16 protein-coding genes are annotated in these 20,481 nt (G+C 63.9%); 4 read left to right on the forward strand and 12 right to left on the reverse strand.

Features of this window, described 5'->3' with window-relative positions:
- The first annotated feature begins 150 nt into the window (after nucleotides 1-150).
- Both FLM52_11410 and FLM52_11415 read left to right on the forward strand, forming a co-directional pair.
- On the forward strand, nucleotides 151-1,479 hold the full coding sequence (locus FLM52_11410) for an aspartate aminotransferase family protein (GenBank protein ID NVN56390.1): 1,329 nt from the start codon (nucleotides 151-153) through the stop codon (nucleotides 1,477-1,479).
- Between the two features lie 65 nt (nucleotides 1,480-1,544).
- Entirely contained in the window at nucleotides 1,545-2,117 is a 573-nt protein-coding gene (locus FLM52_11415; protein NVN56391.1) for a carboxymuconolactone decarboxylase family protein, read from the forward strand.
- 267 nt (nucleotides 2,118-2,384) lie between these two features.
- On the opposite strand, the gene FLM52_11420 is transcribed toward FLM52_11415, so the two are convergent.
- Nucleotides 2,385-2,864, reverse strand: a complete 480-nt coding sequence (locus FLM52_11420) for a hypothetical protein (protein NVN56392.1) — start codon at nucleotides 2,862-2,864, stop codon at nucleotides 2,385-2,387.
- Nucleotides 2,865-2,926: 62 nt separating this feature from the next.
- Between FLM52_11420 and FLM52_11425 the strand changes: the two genes are divergently transcribed.
- Nucleotides 2,927-3,154, forward strand: coding sequence for a hypothetical protein (locus FLM52_11425; protein NVN56393.1), 228 nt, complete (start codon nucleotides 2,927-2,929; stop codon nucleotides 3,152-3,154).
- Between the two features lie 217 nt (nucleotides 3,155-3,371).
- Nucleotides 3,372-4,292 carry a TSUP family transporter gene (locus tag FLM52_11430; GenBank protein ID NVN56394.1) on the forward strand — a complete coding sequence of 307 codons (921 nt, stop codon included), beginning with the start codon at nucleotides 3,372-3,374 and terminating at the stop codon, nucleotides 4,290-4,292.
- Between the two features lie 126 nt (nucleotides 4,293-4,418).
- On the opposite strand, the gene glmS is transcribed toward FLM52_11430, so the two are convergent.
- The 11 genes from glmS to FLM52_11485 form a co-directional block, all read right to left on the reverse strand.
- The gene (gene glmS / locus FLM52_11435) at nucleotides 4,419-6,365 is read right to left on the reverse strand and encodes a glutamine--fructose-6-phosphate transaminase (isomerizing) (protein NVN56395.1); all 1,947 of its coding nucleotides are present in this window, start codon (nucleotides 6,363-6,365) and stop codon (nucleotides 4,419-4,421) included.
- A gap of 193 nt (nucleotides 6,366-6,558) precedes the next feature.
- Nucleotides 6,559-7,905: a UDP-glucose/GDP-mannose dehydrogenase family protein gene (locus tag FLM52_11440; protein NVN56396.1), complete on the reverse strand. Its 1,347-nt coding sequence runs from the start codon at nucleotides 7,903-7,905 to the stop codon at nucleotides 6,559-6,561.
- 243 nt (nucleotides 7,906-8,148) lie between these two features.
- Complete coding sequence (locus FLM52_11445; GenBank protein NVN56397.1) at nucleotides 8,149-9,099, reverse strand: glycosyltransferase family 2 protein; 951 nt, start codon at nucleotides 9,097-9,099, stop codon at nucleotides 8,149-8,151.
- Complete coding sequence (locus FLM52_11450) at nucleotides 9,083-9,940, reverse strand: glycosyltransferase family 2 protein (protein ID NVN56398.1); 858 nt, start codon at nucleotides 9,938-9,940, stop codon at nucleotides 9,083-9,085. Before FLM52_11450 ends, FLM52_11445 begins: the two co-directional genes overlap by 17 nt.
- Nucleotides 9,831-11,528, reverse strand: coding sequence for a glycosyltransferase family 4 protein (locus FLM52_11455; GenBank protein ID NVN56399.1), 1,698 nt, complete (start codon nucleotides 11,526-11,528; stop codon nucleotides 9,831-9,833). The genes FLM52_11450 and FLM52_11455 overlap by 110 nt, the downstream gene beginning before the upstream one ends.
- The gene (locus tag FLM52_11460) at nucleotides 11,107-12,636 is read right to left on the reverse strand and encodes a hypothetical protein (GenBank protein ID NVN56400.1); all 1,530 of its coding nucleotides are present in this window, start codon (nucleotides 12,634-12,636) and stop codon (nucleotides 11,107-11,109) included. Before FLM52_11460 ends, FLM52_11455 begins: the two co-directional genes overlap by 422 nt.
- Before the next feature lie 146 nt (nucleotides 12,637-12,782).
- Entirely contained in the window at nucleotides 12,783-14,174 is a 1,392-nt protein-coding gene (locus FLM52_11465) for a hypothetical protein (GenBank protein NVN56401.1), read from the reverse strand.
- Nucleotides 14,171-15,238, reverse strand: a complete 1,068-nt coding sequence (locus FLM52_11470; GenBank protein ID NVN56402.1) for an EpsG family protein — start codon at nucleotides 15,236-15,238, stop codon at nucleotides 14,171-14,173. Before FLM52_11470 ends, FLM52_11465 begins: the two co-directional genes overlap by 4 nt.
- Before the next feature lie 2 nt (nucleotides 15,239-15,240).
- Nucleotides 15,241-16,476: a sugar transferase gene (locus FLM52_11475; GenBank protein NVN56403.1), complete on the reverse strand. Its 1,236-nt coding sequence runs from the start codon at nucleotides 16,474-16,476 to the stop codon at nucleotides 15,241-15,243.
- Between the two features lie 258 nt (nucleotides 16,477-16,734).
- Entirely contained in the window at nucleotides 16,735-19,098 is a 2,364-nt protein-coding gene (locus FLM52_11480; GenBank protein ID NVN56404.1) for an AAA family ATPase, read from the reverse strand.
- Nucleotides 19,099-19,171: 73 nt separating this feature from the next.
- Nucleotides 19,172-20,371 (reverse strand): polysaccharide export protein Wza, encoded by a 1,200-nt coding sequence (locus tag FLM52_11485; protein NVN56405.1) that lies wholly within the window; start codon nucleotides 20,369-20,371, stop codon nucleotides 19,172-19,174.
- Between the last annotated feature and the right edge of the window lie 110 nt (nucleotides 20,372-20,481).

The following is a 20,481-nucleotide window of genomic DNA, read 5'->3' on the forward strand; positions in this document are numbered from 1 at the left end:
AAGGGACAGGACAGATGGCGGCAACGGTAGCATCTCTGGCCGGTCGAGTCCGAAGGCACAAGCGGCTTTATGCAATCATTTATTGCATAAACTAAAAATGCATTCCATATTTGCACTCATTGTTCGCACCCCTGCCGCCACGGAGCCCGCATGAGCCACGTACTGCATCGCAACCTCAATCAGGAGTATCCCACCGCCGTGAAGGGCGATGGCCCCTACATCATCGATCGCGAGGGTCGCCGTTATCTGGATGCCAGCGGTGGTGCGGCCGTGTCATGCCTGGGGCACAGCGACGAGGCGGTGGCGCAGGCCATCAAGGATCAGGTCAGCCAACTGGCCTACGCGCACACCTCGTTTTTCACCAGTGACCCGATGGAGCAACTGGCCGACTTTCTCATCGAACGCGCCCCTGCAGGGCTCGACGCCGTCTACTTCGTCTCCGGCGGCTCGGAAGCGGTCGAGGCGGCGCTCAAGCTGGCCCGTCAGTATTTCGTCGAGATCGGCCAGCCCCAGCGCAAGCATCTGATCGCGCGGCGCCAGAGCTATCACGGCAATACGCTGGGTGCGCTGGCCACCGGCGGCAACGCCTGGCGCCGTCAGCAATTCGAGCCGCTGCTGATCAACGTCAGCCACGTCAGCCCCTGCTACGCCTATCGGGACCAGCAGCCCGACGAGACGCCCGAGGCGATGGGCATTCGTCTCGCCGCCGAGCTTGAGGAGGAAATCCTGCGCCTGGGCGCCGACAACGTGATGGCCTTCGTGGCCGAGCCGGTGGTCGGTGCCACCCTGGGCGCCGTCACGGCGGTGCCGGGTTACTTCAGACGCATCCGCGAGGTCTGTGATCGCTACGGCGTGCTGCTGATTCTCGACGAGGTGATGTGCGGCATGGGGCGTACCGGCAGCCTGTTCGCCGCCGAGCAGGAGGGCATCACGGCGGACCTGATCACCATCGCCAAGGGCCTGGGCGCCGGCTACCAGCCAATCGGCGCGACTCTGGTCAGCCAGCGCATCCGTGATGCCATCGCCAATGGCTCCGGTTTCTTCCAGCACGGCCATACCTACATCGGCCATGCCACCGCCTGTGCTGCGGCGCTGGCAGTTCAGCAGACCATCGAAACCCGCGACCTGCTCACGCGTGTCAACGTCCTCGGCGAGGGGCTCAAGGCGCGCCTGAACGAGCGCTTCGCGCAGCATCCCCATGTCGGCGACATCCGCGGTCGTGGCCTCTTCCAGGGGCTGGAACTGGTGGCGGACCGCGACAGCAAGCGCCCCTTCGATCCGGCCCTCAAGCTGCACGCCCGGCTCAAGAAGGCCGCCATGGCCGAAGGCCTGATGTGCTATCCGATGGGCGGCACTCTCGATGGCCGCCGGGGCGATCACATCCTGCTGGCGCCGCCGTTCATTCTGCAGGAGTCGCACCTGGACGAGCTCACCGCCAAGCTGGGGCGTGCCATCGATACCACCTTGGCCAGCCTGTGACGGCTCAGCTGAAGGCGTATTGCCTGCCCCACGATCTTTGAATGGTTTTGAATGGAGTGACTTTCATGGCGATCACATCGCGCCTGACCGAACTGGATGACGCCAGCATGAGCGCGGCTCAGCGCGAGGTGCTGGCCGAGATTCTCAGCGGCCCGCGCGGCAATCTGGACGGCCCCTTCCTGGCCTGGATCCACAGTCCCGAGCTTGCCGATCATGCCCAGCGCCTCGGCGCCTTCTGTCGCTACGCCACCGGCCTCGAGCTGCGCCTCAGCGAGCTGGCGATTCTCACCACGGCGGTGTGGTGGAAATCCCAGGCTGAATGGCAGATTCACGCGCCGATCGCCGAGCAGGCCGGCCTCGCGCCAGAGGTCATCACGGCGCTGCGCGAGGAGCGTGAACCCGCGTTTGAAAAAGACGATGAGCGGTTGGTCTATCGCATCACCTGCGCCCTCTACGCTGAGCGGCGTGTCGATGATGGACTTTACGGCGAGGCCGTCGCGATGTTCGGCGAAACCGTGGTGGTGGAGCTGGTCGGGGTGCTGGGGTATTACGCCCTGGTGGCCATGACGCTGAATGTCTTCGCCGTCCGGCGCGGTGATGACATCCCGCTACCCTTCGAGGAGCCGAGCCGAACTTGAAGCGCGTGTATTGAAGGGCCTGGATTGCGGCGCGAATACCCCGATGACGGCGCTTCGATATCGACGCCAGGATGACAACACCTCGATCACAACAAGATGACCACAAGGTGAGCACTCGATGAGTGATGACGAGCACACGGAAGTGGCGGTGATCGGCCCGTTGCCCAATGAGCTACGCGTGATCCATGCCCTTGGCCATCAGCATATCGGGGTGACATTGACAGGCGTGACTGGACAATAGCTCAGTGCTGGCACCTGAAGACAGGATCAGCGGTCAGCAATCGGGTGCGACGACTCAGCGTCCTGCTTGCTCGTCCGGCTGGCAGTGATTGCCTCAGTCGAGACGCGATGGATGATGCCGCAATCTTCACAGTGATAGAGCGGCGCCTTGCCGGCCAGTCGCTGCCACCATTGGCGTTTTACGCGATGTACGCTGGCGCCCCCGCATTGGGTGCAGAAACGATATCCACTCATGACGACATTCCGCTCTCTGTTGAGGATATTCACGGGCATCCTTCCCTTTGATAACGATCGATCGCGTTCCAGCGAGACGGCCTGTTCAGCGACACGCGGTGTGTCATTGCCAGAAGAAGCACTGTCCCGACCGATTGCGCTCCCCAGGCAGGCGCCTGTCACTCTCACTCGCGGGGCCATTGTGCGCGTTAAATCCAGCAGCAGTTCCTGATATTTGCCCAACCGTCGAGAACGATTTTCTTCATCTTTCTGACTAAAATCCAACAATGTCAAGATGTTAGCAACCCTCCTCACGAAGTAGCGAGTACTGACTTACGCAACTCGATATCCAGTGTGTGCTGCAGACAGCCCTGCATCTGCTGCTCGAGAGACTCGACATTGGCCGCTTCGCACAGCCAGCCAGTGACGCAGGGATTGACCAAGCTGCGGTGAAAGTTGCCCAGTTCCTGATTGCTGAACGGCTTGCGCGTCAGGGAGCCTCCGCGGATGGCGTGGCCACTGAGGACGAACAGGTGAGCGACCTCACCCTGAGCAGTGATTTCTCAAGGGATGACCGCTCGTGAGAAAGGCAGTGACAGAAAGCAGCAGCAAATGGTGACACTTCCTGCCCCGCCGTTGACCACAGACCAATAATCCCCCAGCCCTAACAAGCTGCGCTGTCGCCAAACGCCGAAATCATGAGCATTTATGCGCCAATCCTCCGGTAACTCATGCCAGATACTGACAATCAGGACTATTGAAATGTGCCCCGCCAATTGAGCCAATGCAATCAAAGCCATCATGCCCGCGGCCTTGTGTGACGCACATCAAGGTGAGTACTTTGCGCGAGTGTCATACTGCCGGGGCGCAATGCAGGCTATGATGGCAGGCGACGCGCATGCTGGAGCCGGCGCCGCTCCGCCCCTTCTATTCCCCCCCCCCCTTGCCCACGGAGACTTCATGGAGCCTTGGCAACTTGTCGCCATCATGATGAGCCTGGCACTCGCCAGCTATATCCAGACCCTGACCGGTTTCGCCTTCGGATTGATCGTGATGGGCCTGCTGGCGACCCTCAATGTACTGCCAATAGAGAGTGCTGCTCTGCTGTGCGCTCTGCTCAGCCTGTTCAACAACACCATGGCACTGCGCGGCCATTGGCGTGAAATCGACCTCACTCTGGCTCGGCGTCTGTTGATGACCAGCCTGCCGCTGCTGCCGGTCGGTTACTTTCTCGCCAGCTGGCTAGGTGAGGCACATACGCCCTTGCTGGGCATGCTGCTGGGCATCGTCATCCTGATCGCCTGCGTGGCACTGCTGGTCCAGCCCACGCCGCGCAGCACGCTATCCCCGCGCTGGCACTTTCACCTCGCCGGGGGGCTGTCCGGTCTGATGGGTGGACTGTTTGCGGCAAACGGCCCCCCGCTGGTCGTGATGCTCTATCGCCAACCGATGACCCTGATCGCGATCCGCTGCACCCTTTTCGGCGTATTTCTGCTCGGGGGACTGGTACGTATGGGGCTGTCCATCGCATCTCCCGGACGCGCTGGAGAACATCTCCAGGATCTGCTGATGATCGGGGCAGCCGGCATCTTCGTCGTGATCGGCTTTACTGAACTCGCTCGCCGCTATCCTCCGCCCCTGAGCGATACCCACCTGCGTCAGATGGCATACGCCATCCTGCTGATCGCCAGTGGCAACCTGATCCTCAAGGGCTTGATCTGATTCGCTAGCCGCCGCGCTGCCTGATTCCCCGCAAGAACGCCAAGCCACGGCAAAGCCAGTCAAACAAGAAAGGGACTGCCCATGGGCAGTCCCTTTCGTTTGCTTCATGGCCTCAAGCGCAGTCGATCACTCCACCGTGACACTCTTGGCCAGGTTGCGAGGCTGATCGACATCAGTGCCCTTGAGTACGGCGACGTGATAGGAGAGCAGCTGCAGCGGCACCGCGTAGACGATCGGCGCGAGGAAACGACACACGCCCGGCACGGTGACGACATGCACACCCTCACCGGCCTTGAGGCTGACTTCGGGGTCCGCAAACACGAACAGCTGGCCGCCACGGGCGCGAACTTCCTGCAGGTTGGACTTCAGCTTCTCCATCAGGTCATCCATCGGCGCGACCGCCACCACCGGCATGTCTTCGTCGATCAACGCCAGCGGACCGTGCTTGAGCTCACCGGCCGCGTAGGCTTCGGCGTGGATGTAGGAGATTTCCTTGAGCTTGAGCGCCCCTTCCATGGCGATGGGATACTGGCTGCCACGCCCTAGGAACAGGGTGTGGTGACGGTGCATGAACTTCTCCGCCAGCTGCGCGATTTCCCCATCCAGCGCCAGGGATTGCTCGATCACATGCGGCAGGTCCTTGAGGCGCATTAGCAGCTGACGGCTCAGCAGGTCATCCGTCTGACCATCGCCCTTGGCCTGACGCAGCGCCAGGGTGGTCAGCATCAGCGCTACCAGCTGGGTGGTGAAGGCCTTGGTGGAGGCGACCCCGATTTCCGGCCCGGCGTGAGTCAGCAATGACAGGTCGGATTCACGCACCAGCGAGCTGCCCGCCACGTTGCAGATGGCAAGGCTCGCCAGATAATGACCGGCCTGCGGGCCTTCACGGTTGAGCTTCTGGATGTCGCGCAGCGCCGCCAGCGTATCGGCGGTCTCGCCGGACTGGGACAGAGTCAGGAACAGCGTCCCCGGTGCCGCGACGCGCTCGCGATAACGGAATTCCGAGGCCACCTCGACCTGTGCCGGAATGCCCGCAACCTCTTCCAGCCAGTAACGCGCCACCATGCCGGCGTGATAGCTGGTACCACAGGCGATGATCTGTACCTGGCGCACATCGGCGAACAGCTGTGTCAGGCGCGCCACATCCACGCCCTGCTTGCCGCCCTCGTTGCCAGCGCTGGCGGCGAGGAAGGAATGACGCGAGACATCGAAGGCCTCCAGACGCACACCCTGCGGGTCCAGTCGCTCGGCCAGCGTGCGCGACAGTACACGCGGCTGCTCCATAATCTCCTTCATCATGAAGTGGCGATATTCGCCCTTGCCGGCAGCTTCGACGCTGTGCTCGTACCGCACCACTTCACGCGTGACCGGTGTCAGTTCATCGCGGTCGCCGGTACGTTCCAGCACCTGGATACCCGCCGGCGTGATGGCGACCATGTCGCCTTCATCGAGATAGATGAAGCGATCGGTCACCGGCAGCAGCGCCAGCGGGTCAGAGGCGATGAAGTGCTCATCGATCCCCACGCCGACCACCAGCGGGCTGCCCTGACGGGCGCCGACCAGCAGTTCGGGGTTGCGCTGCTCCATCACCGCCAGCGCGAAGGCGCCATCAAGACGCGCGGTGACCGCATTGACGGCTTCCGGCAGTGCCAGGCCGCTGCACAGTTCGCGGTCGACCAGGTGCGCGACCACCTCGGTGTCGGTCTCGGAAGTGAAGACATAACCGGCGCCTTCCAGCTCGCCGCGCAGCGCTTCGTGGTTCTCGATGATGCCGTTATGCACGACAGCGACCCGCTCACTGGAGAGATGCGGGTGCGCATTGTGCTGGGCAGGACGCCCGTGGGTCGCCCAGCGGGTGTGCGCCACGCCGATGGCGCCGGACAGCGGCGCCTCACGCAGCTCGTCTTCCAGCGCACGCACCTTGCCCACGGCACGCGCACGACGCAGTTCACCGGCAGGGTCGATGACCGCCACGCCGGCGGAGTCATACCCGCGGTATTCGAGGCGATGCAGCCCCTCGATCAGAATCTTGCTGATGTCACGCTGAGCCAGACCGGCAACGATGCCACACATGAGAAATTCCTCTACTGCGTGCCACCCTCATGGGGAGCGTGGCACGACTGAATGGATGTCTTTCAGGGACTGCGTACGCAGATCAGGTACGCGTGCTGAATCTTTCAGCGACGTTCAATGCCTGCTTGAGCCTTGATGCTTGAGCACTGACGTTTGAGCAATGACGCCCGGGCTGTGATGCCAGGCCGCAAGCTCAAGCCTGATTCAGCAGCAGGGTGTCACCACGACCGACCGCGTAGTACATCAGGCCAGCGGCCTTCATGGAGGCGGGCTCAAACAGGTTGCGGCCATCAACCACCACCGGGAAGCCGAGCTGGGCCTTCAGCCACTCGCCATCCAGGGTGCGGAATTCCTTCCACTCGGTGCACACCACCAGCGCATCGGCCCCCTTGACCGCCTGCTGACGGTCCGCGACCAGCACCAGCTCATCACGCTCGCCGTAGATGCGGCGGCACTCCTTCATGGCTTCCGGGTCATAGGCCTGCACGGTCGCGCCAGCGGCCCACAGCGCTTCCATCAGCGTGCGGCTCGGCGCGTCACGCATGTCATCGGTGTTGGGCTTGAAGGCCAGGCCCCAGACAGCGATGGTCTTGCCCTTGAGGTCGCCATCGAAGGCCCGCGACAGCTTGTCGAACAGCGTCACCTTCTGGCGCTTGTTGACGGATTCCACAGCGGTCAGCAGCTCGGCGTCATAACCGACCTGGCTTGCGGTACGCGCCAGCGCCTGGACGTCCTTCGGGAAGCAGGAGCCGCCATAGCCACAGCCCGGATAGATGAAGTGGTAGCCGATACGCGGGTCACTGCCGATGCCGCGGCGCACTTCCTCGATGTCCGCGCCCAGGCGCTCGGCCAGGTTGGAGATCTCGTTCATGAAGCTGATCTTGGTCGCCAGCATGGCGTTGGCGGCGTACTTGGTCAGCTCGGCGGCGCGCACATCCATGAACATCAGCTTTTCATGGTTGCGGTTGTAGGGCGCGTAGCATTCGCGCATACGCTCTCGCACCGCTTCGGAATCGGTGCCGACCACGATGCGCGCGCCACGCGTGAAGTCGTCCAGCGCCGCGCCTTCCTTGAGGAATTCCGGGTTGGAGCACACATCGAAATCGACGCTTGCACCACGGTCCTTGAGCACGTCCTTGACCCGCGCCTTGACGCGGTCCGCCGTGCCCACCGGCACGGTGGACTTGTCGATGATGACCTTGTAGTCATTCATGTGCTCGCCGATGGTGGTGGCGACGGACAGCACGTACTTGAGGTCGGCGCTGCCGTCTTCATCCGGCGGCGTGCCCACGGCGATGAACTGCAGCACGCCATGCTCGACGGCTTCACGCGCGTCGGTGGTGAAGCTCAGGCGACCGGCTTCCACGTTGCGCAGCAGCATGCCTTCCAGGCCCGGCTCATAGATGGGAATCTCACCCTGCTTGAGCCCCTCGATCTTGGCGGCGTCCACATCCATGCACACTACGTCGTGGCCGACGTCGGCCAGGCAGGTACCCGTGACCAGACCGACATAACCGCTTCCAAAAATCGTGATCTTCATTGATATCGTCCTTGTCTGCCATATGGCTCTAGCGTGTATTGAGAGCGACCCGAGGGGTCATATCGTGACGTTCAGGCTGAATAGCGCGCGAGGCTCCCCAACCCGTCGGCGTCAACGCCAACGGGGCTGTCCACGGGTATGTCAGCGAGTGGGCACGGGCTGTCTCAAGAGTGAAAGGCCGAGACAGCCGGGAAAATGTCAGCGCTGATGAAAAGCGCGCGATGTCAGCGAGGCACGCCGATGTCAGCGAAAATAGTGCCTCGCGAAGGTGCCGAGGTGGCCATGCCTGAACGCCACCGGCGCCTTGCGCAGGAAAAAGGCCAATGACAACGGCGAGAAACGACTGCCGGTGGCACGGGCAAACATGCGCCCCTTGGTGCGCGCCTTGGCCGGCGTGCTGTAGAAGTCGCTGCCGGAGGTGACCCCCGCATGGGCGACGATGCCCAGATTGGCACGCATCAGACGCGCGCCCTGACGACGCGCATCGCTCAGTACGATGAACTCCTCGCCGGAGGGCTGATCGGTGCCCAGACCGAACTGCTCATCGAAGCGTGCATGGAACTGGCAGAGGTCCAGCGCCATGTCGACCGAGCGCACGCGCGCTAGTGACATCAGGCTGTGGGCCTTGAAGGACACCGGCGGCGCGGGCCGATCCGGGTCCCGCTCATGCAGCGGGAAGGCCTTGACGTGGGGGAAGCTGATCGCGGCCGCTTCGGTGCAGGTGAAGGCTTCCATCACCAGCGCGACGGCCTGGGGATGCAGCTCGATGTCGTCATCCAGCACATAGGCGTAGCGCGTGGCACAGGCGGCCAGCGCCGTGTTGCGACTCTTCGACAGCCCCCGCCCGTCGATCGCCAGGTACTCGAAACGGCTATCGAAATTGGCCAGCGCGTACTCGCGGTATTGCTCGCGGCGCGCGGGGTCTGACAGCTGATGCACGATCAGGAAACGCGCTCCGGGCAGCGCATCATGACGCGGCACACGATAGAGGCCGTCATCCAGCGTCGAGATCAGGAAGGTCAACTCCGGCACCTGGCGACGCGCGCTGTCACCCACCTGGCGGGCTCCGACCAGCACGCGCGGGCGCGAGTCGAGGGTCGTCTGCGCACCAGTATCGGCGTGGCGGGAAGCCGCCGCGGACTCGGTGGAAGATGTCGCGGACGCAGCGACATCCTGTTCAACGATGTTTTGCATAACCGTTCACCGCGTAATGGACAAAGTTGCGACTGGCGCTGATCACATCCATCCCCAGCACCTCACGATACAGGCGCCACTGATAGGCGGCGGCCTTGAACTTGTTGGACGACACGCTGCCCTCGCGGCGCGTATAGCGCGCCAGCGGCTCGGGCATGCCCTGCGCCGGGCCCAGCTGATCGATGATGATCAGCCACAGCGCCAGGTCCTGACGCTTGCGGATCGTCGGCATGTAGAAGCGCCCGAAGCGCCCGGCGTCATAGATGGCAGTCAGGCAACCGATGGAGTTGGAGCGCAGCATGTCGTCGCGCGTCAGGCGCTCGGGCGGCGCGAAGTACGAGACATGCGCGCCCTGCTCATCGACCATCTCGTAGCCGGTATAGGAAAGCCCGACGCCGGTGTCCTGCATGAAGGCGATCTGACGCTCGATCTTCTCCGGCAGCCAGGCATCGTCGGCATCCAGAAAGGCGATGTAGCGGCCCCTGGCCTCGGCGATGGCACGGTTGCGTGCTCGGCCCGGACCACCGTTGGTGTCGGTTTCCAGCACGCGGATCTCGACGCCAGAGGTGTCCAGCGCCGCGAAATCATCTCGCAGGCGCGCCGCGGCACCGTCGGGTGAGGCATCGTCGCTGATCAGGATCTCGCGCACCGGCTCGCTCTGGGCCAGTACCGAGTCGACGGCGGCATGCAGGCGGCGGTCATAGCCGTAGTTGGGCATGATGACGGAGACATCAGCCATGGGCCTTCTCCTCAAGCGGCTGTCGCTGAACGCGACGCGAGTGTGTGTCTGGGCGCGTGTCTGCGGATGAGTCCTGATGCGCTTGCTCGGTAGTCGCCGCATCGCCGGGCGTCGGCGGCGCGAGACGCGAGATCAGACGCTGGTATTGCGGCAACACCGCGTGCGCGCTGTAGCGGTCAAAGCTCTGCCAGGCACCGTTCGAGAGGCGCAGCAGAAGCTCGTCATCGAACTCGAGGCGCGCCAGCTCGTGGGCAAGCTCCGCGATGATGGCGGCATCCCCGCTGCCATCCGGTTCCGCGCTGAGCATCCCGTCGCGGCCATGTTCGATCAGCGCCAGCGGGCCGGAACGCACCGGGCGCGACAGGCACGGCAGTCCCTCACGCTTGGCCTCGATCACGTTCATCGGCAGGCATTCGCGCTCCGAGGTCAGCAGCAGCAGGCGTGCACGCCGCAGCTCGTGGGAGACATCCCTGAGCGCGCCGGTGAACAGCACCTGAGTGCCGGCAGGCACCGTGCTGTCGTTGGCGCCCTGGAAGACACGCAGTCCCAGCTCGTGGCACAGCGCCAGCAGACGTTCACGCTCCGGGCCGTCACCGACCACCACCAGGCGACCGCGACGGTACCCGGAATTCGCGAAGGCACGAATCGCCAGATCGAGGCGCTTGATCGGTGCCAGACGCCCGACCATCACCACATCGACCTGATGTTCGCAGCCGCTGCGTGCCTCGTCTGCCCGCTGGTCATCCAGATAATTGGGAATCACCGTCGGCGCGAGGCCACGGCGACGCCAGCATTCGGCATCGACCTCATTGAGCACCTGCAGTACGTCGAGATGGCGATAGGCTAGCTGCTTGACGATGCGCTTGGCACGGCGGTCGTGGTGATAGGCGCTGTGCTCCTGGGCGATGATGCGCGTGCGTGGACGCGGACGCCCCTCGCCATCGACGCCACCGGTACCGCGTGCCGCCAGCTGCGCCGCCAGATGGAAGGCGAAATAACCACTGATCATCACCTCGATCCGCTCCTCCAGCATCAGGCGACGCAGATGCGTCACCCAATGGCGGAAGTTCTGGCGCGTGCCGGTGGCCGGCAGCCCGAGGGTGCGATACTCGACACCCTCCAGACGTCCCCAGTAAGGCTCGCCTTCGCGCACCGAGACCAGCGTGACCCGGTGGCTCACGCTCAGGTCCCGCGCCAGACCATGCATCACCTTCTCGACGCCGCCACAGGCGCTGATGTCCTGAATCAACAGAGCGACATGTGCCATATCAGGCTCCTCGCACGACAGGCTCGCTGTCATGAGCGGCAGTCGCGCTGTTGTTGTCGGCAGTTGCGCTGTCGTCACCGGCAGGCGCATCCGCCGCCATGGGAGCGGCCGCCTCGGCAGTGGCTGGTTCGGGTGCCACCGGGGCCGGGAAGGCAGCGTCATTGAGCTTAAGCTCACGCTGGCCCCAGACACCGGCGCGCCCCGGTGCACGGCACAGGAAGTCACGCGTGATGTCGGCGGTGATCGCCAGCTTCTCGGCGATGACGCGCTCGGCCAGCGCCGGGAAGGCCTTGTCGGCGACCAGCTGTTCGATATCGGCCACGATGCGTGCCGGGTCGAAGTTCTCGATGTCCTGCACGCTGTCGCCGAGACCGAAGTCACGCATGATGCCCGGCGCCTTGGGGCCACAGTAGGACAGCGCATAGACCGGCGTGCCGGACATCAGCGCGAAGATGACCGAGTGGAAGCGGGTGCCGACCAGGAACTGGGCATCGCGGTAGAGATCGACCAGCGCGTCCGGGCTCGGGTCGCCCTGCACCAGCTCGATACGCGTGGCGAGGTCTTCGCCGCCCGCCGTGGCCAAGGCCTTCTGCAGATGATCGAACACCAGCTGGGAGATGCGCTGGTCATTCTCGATATCGGTCGGGCCCAGCACGTGCGGTACCACCAGCAGGCGTTCGATGCCCAGGCGCTCGCGGGATTCCAGCAGTGAGCGCGACAGCACCTCGACACGCTCGGCGAAGGCTTGCTGATCCAGGCCCCACCAGTCGCGCAGGGTGATAACGGCGTACGGCGAGGCCACGCCATTCGGCGCCTTGACCGCAGCATGCTCGTCGCTGGCACGCGGGGCCATGGCGAAGGCCATGTCGGTACCCAGCAGCGCATGCGGCAGTTTCGGGTCGGCCTTCTGGGTCATGGCGTGGGTGATTTCCTCACGCGAGACCACCAGGCAATCGCTCAGGGTGCGCAGGAAGAAGCGCTCCTGGGCCGGGGTCTTGAACGGGCCGAAGGAGTGACCCAGCAGAAGCACGCGCTTGCCGGCCTTGCGGGCCAGCATCACCGGCGCCAGATAGCCGATCAGTGCCAGCCACGAGGACAGCGTCTTCTTGAAGCTGCCGTTGTGGAAGATATGACCGCCCTTCACCACCACCAGGTCCGCGGCGTCGATGATGTCGTTGCCACTCTTGCCCTGCTTGCCGAACATCATCTTGGCGCCCAGGCCGAGCAGCGAGGTCACGAAGCGCAGCTTGTCACGCATCGGCGGCATCAACGGCTGGCCGACGGTGACGCGTTCACGGTAGCGGCGACGGATATGGCGGAAGGGCCCGCGCTCGGTGGCGAACACCTGATCATCGATGGGCAGGATGTCGATGCGGTGGCCTTCGGCCTTGGCCACACCGGCGCCGGACACATCACTGCGGCCCTGTTCGGCATCGATCAACTGATCGAGAAAATCGATGGTGCCCATCAGGATGGCGGAGTCGCCCTTGTTGTCGTCATGCCATCCGTGCGTCATGCATATCTTGGCCATGCTGTTCGTCCTTCTGTCCGTAATGTCGCGATTCGCAACGCGCGATGCCTGAGGGCTGTGTCTGAATGCCCGGCATCGCCGTCATGTCATCAACCGGAAGTCACAGATGCTGACCTTCCGATTCCTGCTGCGCGCGTGAAGCCCGGTCAGGCTCTCGCCGCAGCGTTGTCTTCGTGTGCCTTGCCACCACGGGACAGTGATGGCTGGAAGAGGATCGCCATCGCCAGCATCACCACTTCGGCGGCGACCGGCACACACAGGAAAAGGCGGTAGAGATCGACGCCCAACAGGCTGCCGGTGTCACCGGACGCGTTGCCCAGCGAGTGATTGAGCGCCGCGATCGCAAGCCCGCCGCCGACCACCAGCGTGGCGCCGGTGCTCTGGCACAGCAGGCGCTTGCCGTTGAGGCGCAGCGCGGCCAGACGCGTGAAGGCGCAGGTGACGAAGGCGTGCACCAGATAGACCAGCGCGAAGGCGCGCAGCGTCAGGGTCAGGCGCGGGTAGGCGCCGCTCAGGAAGTGTTCCGCCAGCCACGGCGCGATCAGCGCCAGCCCTCCCGCCACCGGCAGCGCGAAGCCACTGGCGATGACCAGGTACTCCTTGAGGCGCGCATCACCGTGGGTGAGCTTGGGCAGGTAGTAGCGATACAGGCTGGTGGGGAAGACATAGAGTGCGAACACGATGGAGGTCACCACCGAGACACTGGCCACCTGAGCGGGCGCAAAGGCAAGCCCGGCCAGAATCACCCAGGCCTGCAGGTAGGCGAACGACATCAGGTTGTTGTAGAGAAAGCCGCGACCGCGCGCGAAATCGGCCTTGCTCGGCAGGCGGCGCTGGCCCGCACGCTCTTGGCCCACGCCCTCTTGGCCAGCCGCCGCGTCGACATCGGCCCGGGCATCCGCTGCCGCATCACGCGACAGCCACATGCCCAGCGCCATCACGATGACCAGCGCGATGGCGCTGACCGTCACGAAGGTCGGCACCGGCGCCAGGCCGAACATGCCGGCGGGGGTGGTCAGGTCAGCGCTGAACTCGGCGCCGATCACAAGCTCGACGCCCTGATGATAGAGCGCCGGGCCCGCGGCGCAGGCGACCGCGATCGCCACCGCCAGCGAGATCAGCACCGTCATCAGATTGACGCGCCCCAGACGCTCCTGACGCTGCAGGCGCGAGTTGATCATCTGCAGGCCGACCTGCTCCGCCGCGGCGCGCAGCGCACAGAAGGCGAAGATGAAGGCCGACAGGCCCAGCAGCGGCGCGATGCCGACGGCGAAGCCGATCGCCAGCAAGGCATACAGCGAGATACCGACGCCCATCCAGCGGCGCAGTGCCGCGCCGCTGGCACCATCGCGGGTGACCAGCAACACCTCATTGCCGCCCATACGCGCCAGTACGCCCAGCAGTACCGCGTAGTTGAGAGCCAGCGCGTATTCACCGAAGGCCTCCGGCGCCACGGCACGCGCCAGCAGCAGGCCCGCCGCGGAGGACAGGCCGCGCGCCATCAGATTGAACAGCGAGAAGATCAGCGCTTCGCTCATGACTGGCCTCCGTTGCCGACGACCAGGGCTTCATCGCTCAGGAAATAGAACTCGTAGTTGTTCAAGAAATCGTGGTCCTGATTGCCGGCCGCCACCTTCAGCGACATGAAGAACAGCGCCATCATCAGCGCACCGCTGATCAGGCTGGGCAACAGCTTGTCGCGGAAATGCTCGATCACGTCACAGATGACGAAGATGGCGAACGGCAGGAAATAATAGCTGGCACGTGCCACATGCTCACCGTAGGTGATGAACAGGGTGTAGAGCGCCACGCCGATGAACATCAGGTTGAAGGCCCAGGGGTCCAGTGACAGGCGGAAATGCTTCCACAGCACCAGAGTCCCCAGGCAGATCAACAGGTAGATGACGTAGAGCTTCTCGCCACCGCCGGAAAAATCCTCGAAATAATGCGCATAGAGGCCCAGCGCACTGAGAATGCTCTTGGCCAGCGGCCCGGACACGAAGCACAGTGGCAGCAGCCCCAGGTAGAGCCAGAACGGGTAGGCGCGGCGCAACAGCGGATAGATCACCAGCAGTGGCAGATACAGTGCCAGGGTGTAGTGGAAGCTGGTGCCGACGAGCATCAGCACCAGCGCGGGCAGCCGCATGCCGCGCTCCAGGCACGCCATCGCCAGCATGAACAGCGCAATCGCCACGTGCTGCTTCACGAACCCGAAGGCCGACAGATAGATCAGCGGCAGGCAGACGAAGAACAGCAGGCACCAGGCCAGATTGCGACGGCTCATCACCAGTGCCGAGACGAAGCACGACACGTAGAGGATGGCGGTGATGATGAAGAACAGCTGCGGCTCGCCCCAGGCCCGCGCCATGCGTGCCAGGGCAGCAGGTGCGGGCTCGAGAAAGCTCAGGTCGACCTGCCAGGTGGCCATCTGGCGGTACGAGAAGTAGTCGTACCCTGCGTCGTAACGCAATGCCATGAACGCCAGACACAGCCCACCGGCCAACCAGGCACCCACCATGCGGGTGCGCTCGTTGGCGGCCAGCGGCAGGATTGCCACCAGCAGGGCCATGAAGCCGACGTAATAGCCACTGACGGTCAGCATGCTCAGCGTGCCCCGAAGCCGGTCAGCATGGTCTTGATGGTACGGCCGACGATCAGCAGGTCGAGCCACACGGAGAAGCGCTTGATGTAGTAGAAGTCGTGCTCGAGCTTCTCGCGGGTCTCGTCGGCGTCAGAGGCATAGCCCTGAGTGACCTGCGCCCAGCCGGTGATGCCCGGGCGGACCACGTGACGGTAGTTGTAGAACGGAATCTGTTCGGCGAATTCATTCACGAACTTGACCTGCTCCGGACGCGGGCCGATCAGGCTCATCTCGCCCTTGAGCACGTTGATGAACTGCGGCAGCTCATCGATGCGGGTCTTGCGGATCACGCGACCGATACGGGTCACGCGCATGTCGTTGGCCTGGGCGAACTGGGCACCGGTCTTCTCGCTGTCGTGGCACATGCTGCGGAACTTGAACATGCGATACGGACGACCGCCCTGGCCGACACGCTCCTGGACGAAGAACACGCCGCCCGGGGAATCGAGGCGGATCAACACGGCAGTCACCAGGCAGATCGGCAGCACGAACGGTGCCACGGCGAGCACGGCCAGCATGTCGAACAGACGCTTGAACAGCTCATATTCACTGTTGGGGGCCAGCTGACCGAAACTGTTCTCACGCACCTGATCGAGCTCGACACGCCCGGTCAGCGACTCGCGGACTTCGCTGGCGTCATAGACCGGAATGCGATGCAGCACGCAGTTGGCCAGGAAACGCTGCCATTCTGCCGGCATCTCGGCTTCCAGGTCGGCAACCACACCGTTGTAGCGCTCTTCGCCCAGGTTCGGCGCACGCATCAGGTTCCAGCGTGCCCCACGGGTGGTGAACAGGCTGCGATAGTCACCGAAGGGCACCACGGCCAGCTTGCGGATGCGGGTGCGCTGCTCGGCCCAGAAGCCGATGGAGCAGATCAGCATCGCCGCCAGCCACGAGCTGCCGAGCACGATGCGGCTGAAGCGCAGATCCAGCGCGATCAGCACGCTCATCGCCAGCAGATAGCTGATGGTGATGGCCGGCAGCACGTAGGCGAAGGCCTTGGCGCCGGGGTAGCGCGACATGTGACGAATCGCCTGCAATGCGAGCAGGAAGCCGCCGCTGGCGGCGATGACACTGTGCATGCGCATCTCGCTGACCCACGGGCGCAGGCCATTGATCAGCAGCAGCGGGACACCCACTGCCAGAATCAGACCGACGATGGCCTGACACAGCGAGTTGAACATCAGTCGCTCGTACATGCGGGAGTGGCGCTGACGCCCTTCCAGCCCGGAGCTTGCATGGTTCGTCGTGGTATTCATATGCCGTTACCCCCTTGGCTTGCGTTCGTGTTGTGGTTCCGTTCATCACGCTCGGAGCCGCTGGTGTCGTCGCTCGACAGCGTGCTACCCGATGCTTCACCCGTACCGCCTCGGCTCTCGCCTCGACTGCCGATCCCCACTGCCAACGAGGCACGCAGTCTCAGACATCGGGTTCGCGGGCTCTAATGCAAGTGGCCGCTAACCCTTGGCGCCACTCTGGTACTGATAATCGTGATAGCTGTAGCCGTAGCTGTAGGTCGTGGTGGCCTTGCGCTCGACGGCATTGAGAATCGCGCCATCGACATGCACGCCACTGGAGGCGAAGCGCTCCAGCGCCGCTTCGATTTCCTTGGGCGAGTTATGCATGAAGCGCGTCACCATCACGCTGACCCCGCACTGCTTGCCGACGATGGCGGCATCGGTAACCGCCAGGATCGGCGGCGTATCGACGATGACCATGTCGAAGTTCGCACTGGCCCAGTCGAGGAAATCGCTGAAGCGTGACTGCAGCAGCAGCTCCGACGGGTTGGAGGGCGAGGTGCCGCGCGCCACGTAGCACAGGTTGCTCGGCGCGCCATTGGCGGCCGCCCCTTCGCCAAGCGCCGCAGCGGCGGCCTCGGACATCGCCAGACTCGGATCGGTGATGTGACGCACGATGCTGTCGCGGTCGGCCTTGCCGAGCAGGAAGTCGCTCAGGCCCGGCGCGGCGTCGCTGGGCGAGACGCCCGCCATGCTCTGATGGACATGACCACGGCGCATGTCGGCATCGATGACCAGCACCCGGTTGCCGGCCTGGGCACAGACGGCGGCCAGGTTGGCAGACACGAAGCTCTTGCCGATGCCCGGGCTCGGGCCACAGATCATCAGGCGATTGTCGGGGGCTTCCATCATCGCGAAGTGCAGGCTGGTGCGCAGGCCGCGCAGACCCTCGATGGAGAGATCCGCCGGGTTGCGGATCGCCAGCAGCCCCGGCGCGACGTTGTCATTGGCCGCTGTGGCGACGCCACGACCGGTGAAGCGCTTGAAGCCACGCGCCAGACGACGGTTGAGGCGTGCCTGCTCCTCGGAGAGCGGCAGGGTCGCGTGGACATTGAGCCCCAGGTCGGAAAGCTCCGACGGCGTCTCGATACCGCGATGCAGCATGGAGCGCAGCAGCACGAAGACCACCCCGAGCATGCCGCCCAGCAGGGTCGCGATCACCACGATCATCGCCTTGCGCGGGCTGATCGGATGCGGCTGAGCAACGGCCTCGTCCAGTATGCGGATATTGCCGATGGTGCTGGCCTGGGCGATGTTCATTTCCTGGGTCTTGTTGAGCAGCTGCACGTAGATCTGCTGATTGACCTCGACTTCACGCTCCAGACGCAGGATTTCCTGCTGGGTGTCCGGCAGATCACCGACCTGCTTCTCCAGCTCCTTGCGGGTCTGCTGCAGGTCCGCACGCTTCTTGCGCAGTGCCACGTAGTTGGGGTGACTGGGGTTGAACTTGCCGGACAGCTCCGCTTCTTCCAGCTGGGTCTCGTTGATCTGGTTGTCGATATTGACCAGTTGCTCGAGCACCGACTTGGTCTCGAGATCCAGATTCACGCTATCGCTCTTGCCGCGATAGGCATTGAGACGGTTCTCGGCCACTTCGAGACGCTCACGCACCGTCGGCACCTGCTTCTTGAGAAACTCGAGCGACTTCTCGGCTTCGGCGGACTGACGTTCGATGTTCTGCTGCTTGTAGGTATCGGTGATGCGCTGCAGGGTCTGCTGGGTGCGCAGCGGGTCTTCGCCGACCAACGCCAGACCCAGCACCCCGGTTTCCTTGCCCATCTCGGCCACCGCGAAGCGCGAACGCAGCGCATTGGTCGCTTCCAGGGTCGACTGATGCATCAACGTGAATTCAGCACCTCTGGCCGCGTCCAGTGCACTGACCTTGAGCGTCACCTCGCCCAGCGGGCCATCGAAACGTGAGGTATCGCCGACCACACCGGTGCCCAGCGCATCGCCGTCGTACTGCAATTCGTACTCACCGCCCTCTCCCAGCGACACGAGCGTCAGCGGCACGTCATCCCAGGCCGCCGGCACTTCGAGGCTTGCCACGTCGATCGACTCGCCGGCCCAGACCATGCTGGACCCGGCAAGCCAGCTCGGACGCGTGAATTCGTGGGTACGCAGGAAGGTGCCGATCAGCGGGTACTGATACGGCTTGACCACCAGATCCAGCTGTTCCTTCTTGACCGTCTCGCCCAGCACCAGCCGTGAGGTGATGATCTGGATCTCGGACTCGGACGGCGGCGCCTCGCCACGCAGCAGGCTGGAGACGTCACGCAGCGGATTCATGTTGCCGCCGCCCTCCTCGACCTGCACCAGCGCATCGGCCTTGTAGATCGGCGTGGCCAGCAGCGCGTAGAGCACTGCCAGCACGGTGAAGGTGCCGGTGATCAGCGCCAGCGTCAGACGGCTGTCATACAGCTGGCCCAGCATGCGGCCGAGATCGAGACTGGTGCGCGCGGGCACGCTTGACGACTCGCTGGCCGAGGCCTGACGCGTGGTGTGGGAATTGCGGTTCGACATCGTTGGGTCACTCTCCTGGTGTCCTGCCCGGCCACGGCGGTGCCGGGCAGGGACGCCTTGACGACCCCTCGCCTTACTGGCCGAGGGTATCGAGGTTGTCCTGGATTTCGGTGCTGTAGTAGATGGAGCTCACCGTCGGCAGCAGCTGGGTAATCACACGGTTCCAGCGCGAGACCGGTGCAGCGGTGACATAGACGACGTCCTGCGGCTTGAGGCCGAAGTCCGCACCCAGAATCAGCGCCGTGGAATTGCGTGCATCCAGCTGATAGACGGTGGCCAGCTTCTCGGGGTCTTCACGATCACGACGGATGACGAAGATGCCCGATGCATCGGCGGAGTTTTCCTTGATGCCGCCGGCACGCGCGATGGCATCGGTCAGCGAGATCGGGCTTCTGCCCAGCGGCAGGCTGATGGACTTGTCCACCTCGCCCATCACGAACACCTTCTGGGTACCGACGTCCGGCACGTAGAGGGTGTCGCCATCCTTGAGCAGGCGATCATCGCCCGCCTCGTCATTGGCGCCATTGCGCTCGGCCAGCAGCTCATAAAGGGAGATGGTGGTCTCTTCGCCATTGCGCTTGAGCACCACGTTGTGCCAATCGGCGTCGTCGGACAGGCCGCCCGCCGCCGCGATGGCGTCCAGCAGGCTCAGCGGCACATCGCTGATCGGTTGCACGCCGGGCGACTGGACCTCGCCGGTGACCCGCACCTTCTGACTGCGGAAGGCGGCGACCTTGACGTCAATCTGCGGCGCATTGAGGTAGGGCTGCAGCTTCTCGCCGAGATCACGGCGAATCTGGTCCAGTGTCATGCCACTGACCTTGACGCGGCCGACATAGGGATAGAACAGCGTGCCATCGGCATGCACGACGTTGCCGGCTTCCTGCGCACTGCGCTCGGAACCCGTCGGCAAGGTCAGCTCGGGATGGTCATAGACGATGATGGTCAGGATGTCGCCGGGGCCGACACGGTACTGATAGTCCGGTGCCAGACTGGCGCGCGTGCTGCTGTTGAGCTCCTGGGCCAGCGCCTTTTCAAGCTCACGACGCTGCCTGTCATCGCCACTGGACTGACGTGATTCGGCGTCTGCGCGCGCCTGGGCCTTGATCAGGCCAAAGGTGATCGGCTCCACATCGACGATGTCGTCCACCGGCGCAGCGCTGGTGTCGTAGTCGATGTTGCCACCAGGGGCGAAGACGCACCCGGCGAGCCCGGTGAGGGCGCCGATGCTCAAGCTGGCGCCCAGAAGTCGTGCTATCAGTGCATTTTTCATCTGAAGTCCGTTGAGTCGACAGGCGCGATGACCCGGCACCCCAGTGCCATGATCATCGCGCCTTCCCCCGCCGCACATGGCCGCCGGGATGGATTCGATAACGTCTTCAG

This window comes from bacterium Scap17 (assembly GCA_013376735.1).
In the GTDB taxonomy this organism is placed as follows: domain Bacteria; phylum Pseudomonadota; class Gammaproteobacteria; order Pseudomonadales; family Halomonadaceae; genus Cobetia.

Coding starts and splice junctions, on each gene's coding strand:
- FLM52_11475 (NVN56403.1), bottom strand. CDS start 16,476: ATGTACGAGCGACTGATGTTCAACTCGCTGTGTCAGGCCATCGTCGGT.
- FLM52_11485 (NVN56405.1), bottom strand. CDS start 20,371: ATGAAAAATGCACTGATAGCACGACTTCTGGGCGCCAGCTTGAGCATC.
- FLM52_11450 (NVN56398.1), bottom strand. CDS start 9,940: ATGCGGCGACTACCGAGCAAGCGCATCAGGACTCATCCGCAGACACGC.
- FLM52_11455 (NVN56399.1), bottom strand. CDS start 11,528: ATGCGCTGTCCTACTGTGGCCCCAAGGCGCCGGGCATCATGCGTGACT.
- FLM52_11440 (NVN56396.1), bottom strand. CDS start 7,905: ATGAAGATCACGATTTTTGGAAGCGGTTATGTCGGTCTGGTCACGGGT.
- FLM52_11480 (NVN56404.1), bottom strand. CDS start 19,098: ATGTCGAACCGCAATTCCCACACCACGCGTCAGGCCTCGGCCAGCGAG.
- FLM52_11410 (NVN56390.1), top strand. CDS start 151: ATGAGCCACGTACTGCATCGCAACCTCAATCAGGAGTATCCCACCGCC.
- glmS (NVN56395.1), bottom strand. CDS start 6,365: ATGTGTGGCATCGTTGCCGGTCTGGCTCAGCGTGACATCAGCAAGATT.
- FLM52_11430 (NVN56394.1), top strand. CDS start 3,372: ATGCCCGCGGCCTTGTGTGACGCACATCAAGGTGAGTACTTTGCGCGA.
- FLM52_11415 (NVN56391.1), top strand. CDS start 1,545: ATGGCGATCACATCGCGCCTGACCGAACTGGATGACGCCAGCATGAGC.
- FLM52_11465 (NVN56401.1), bottom strand. CDS start 14,174: ATGAGCGAAGCGCTGATCTTCTCGCTGTTCAATCTGATGGCGCGCGGC.
- FLM52_11445 (NVN56397.1), bottom strand. CDS start 9,099: ATGCAAAACATCGTTGAACAGGATGTCGCTGCGTCCGCGACATCTTCC.
- FLM52_11470 (NVN56402.1), bottom strand. CDS start 15,238: ATGCTGACCGTCAGTGGCTATTACGTCGGCTTCATGGCCCTGCTGGTG.
- FLM52_11460 (NVN56400.1), bottom strand. CDS start 12,636: ATGGCCAAGATATGCATGACGCACGGATGGCATGACGACAACAAGGGC.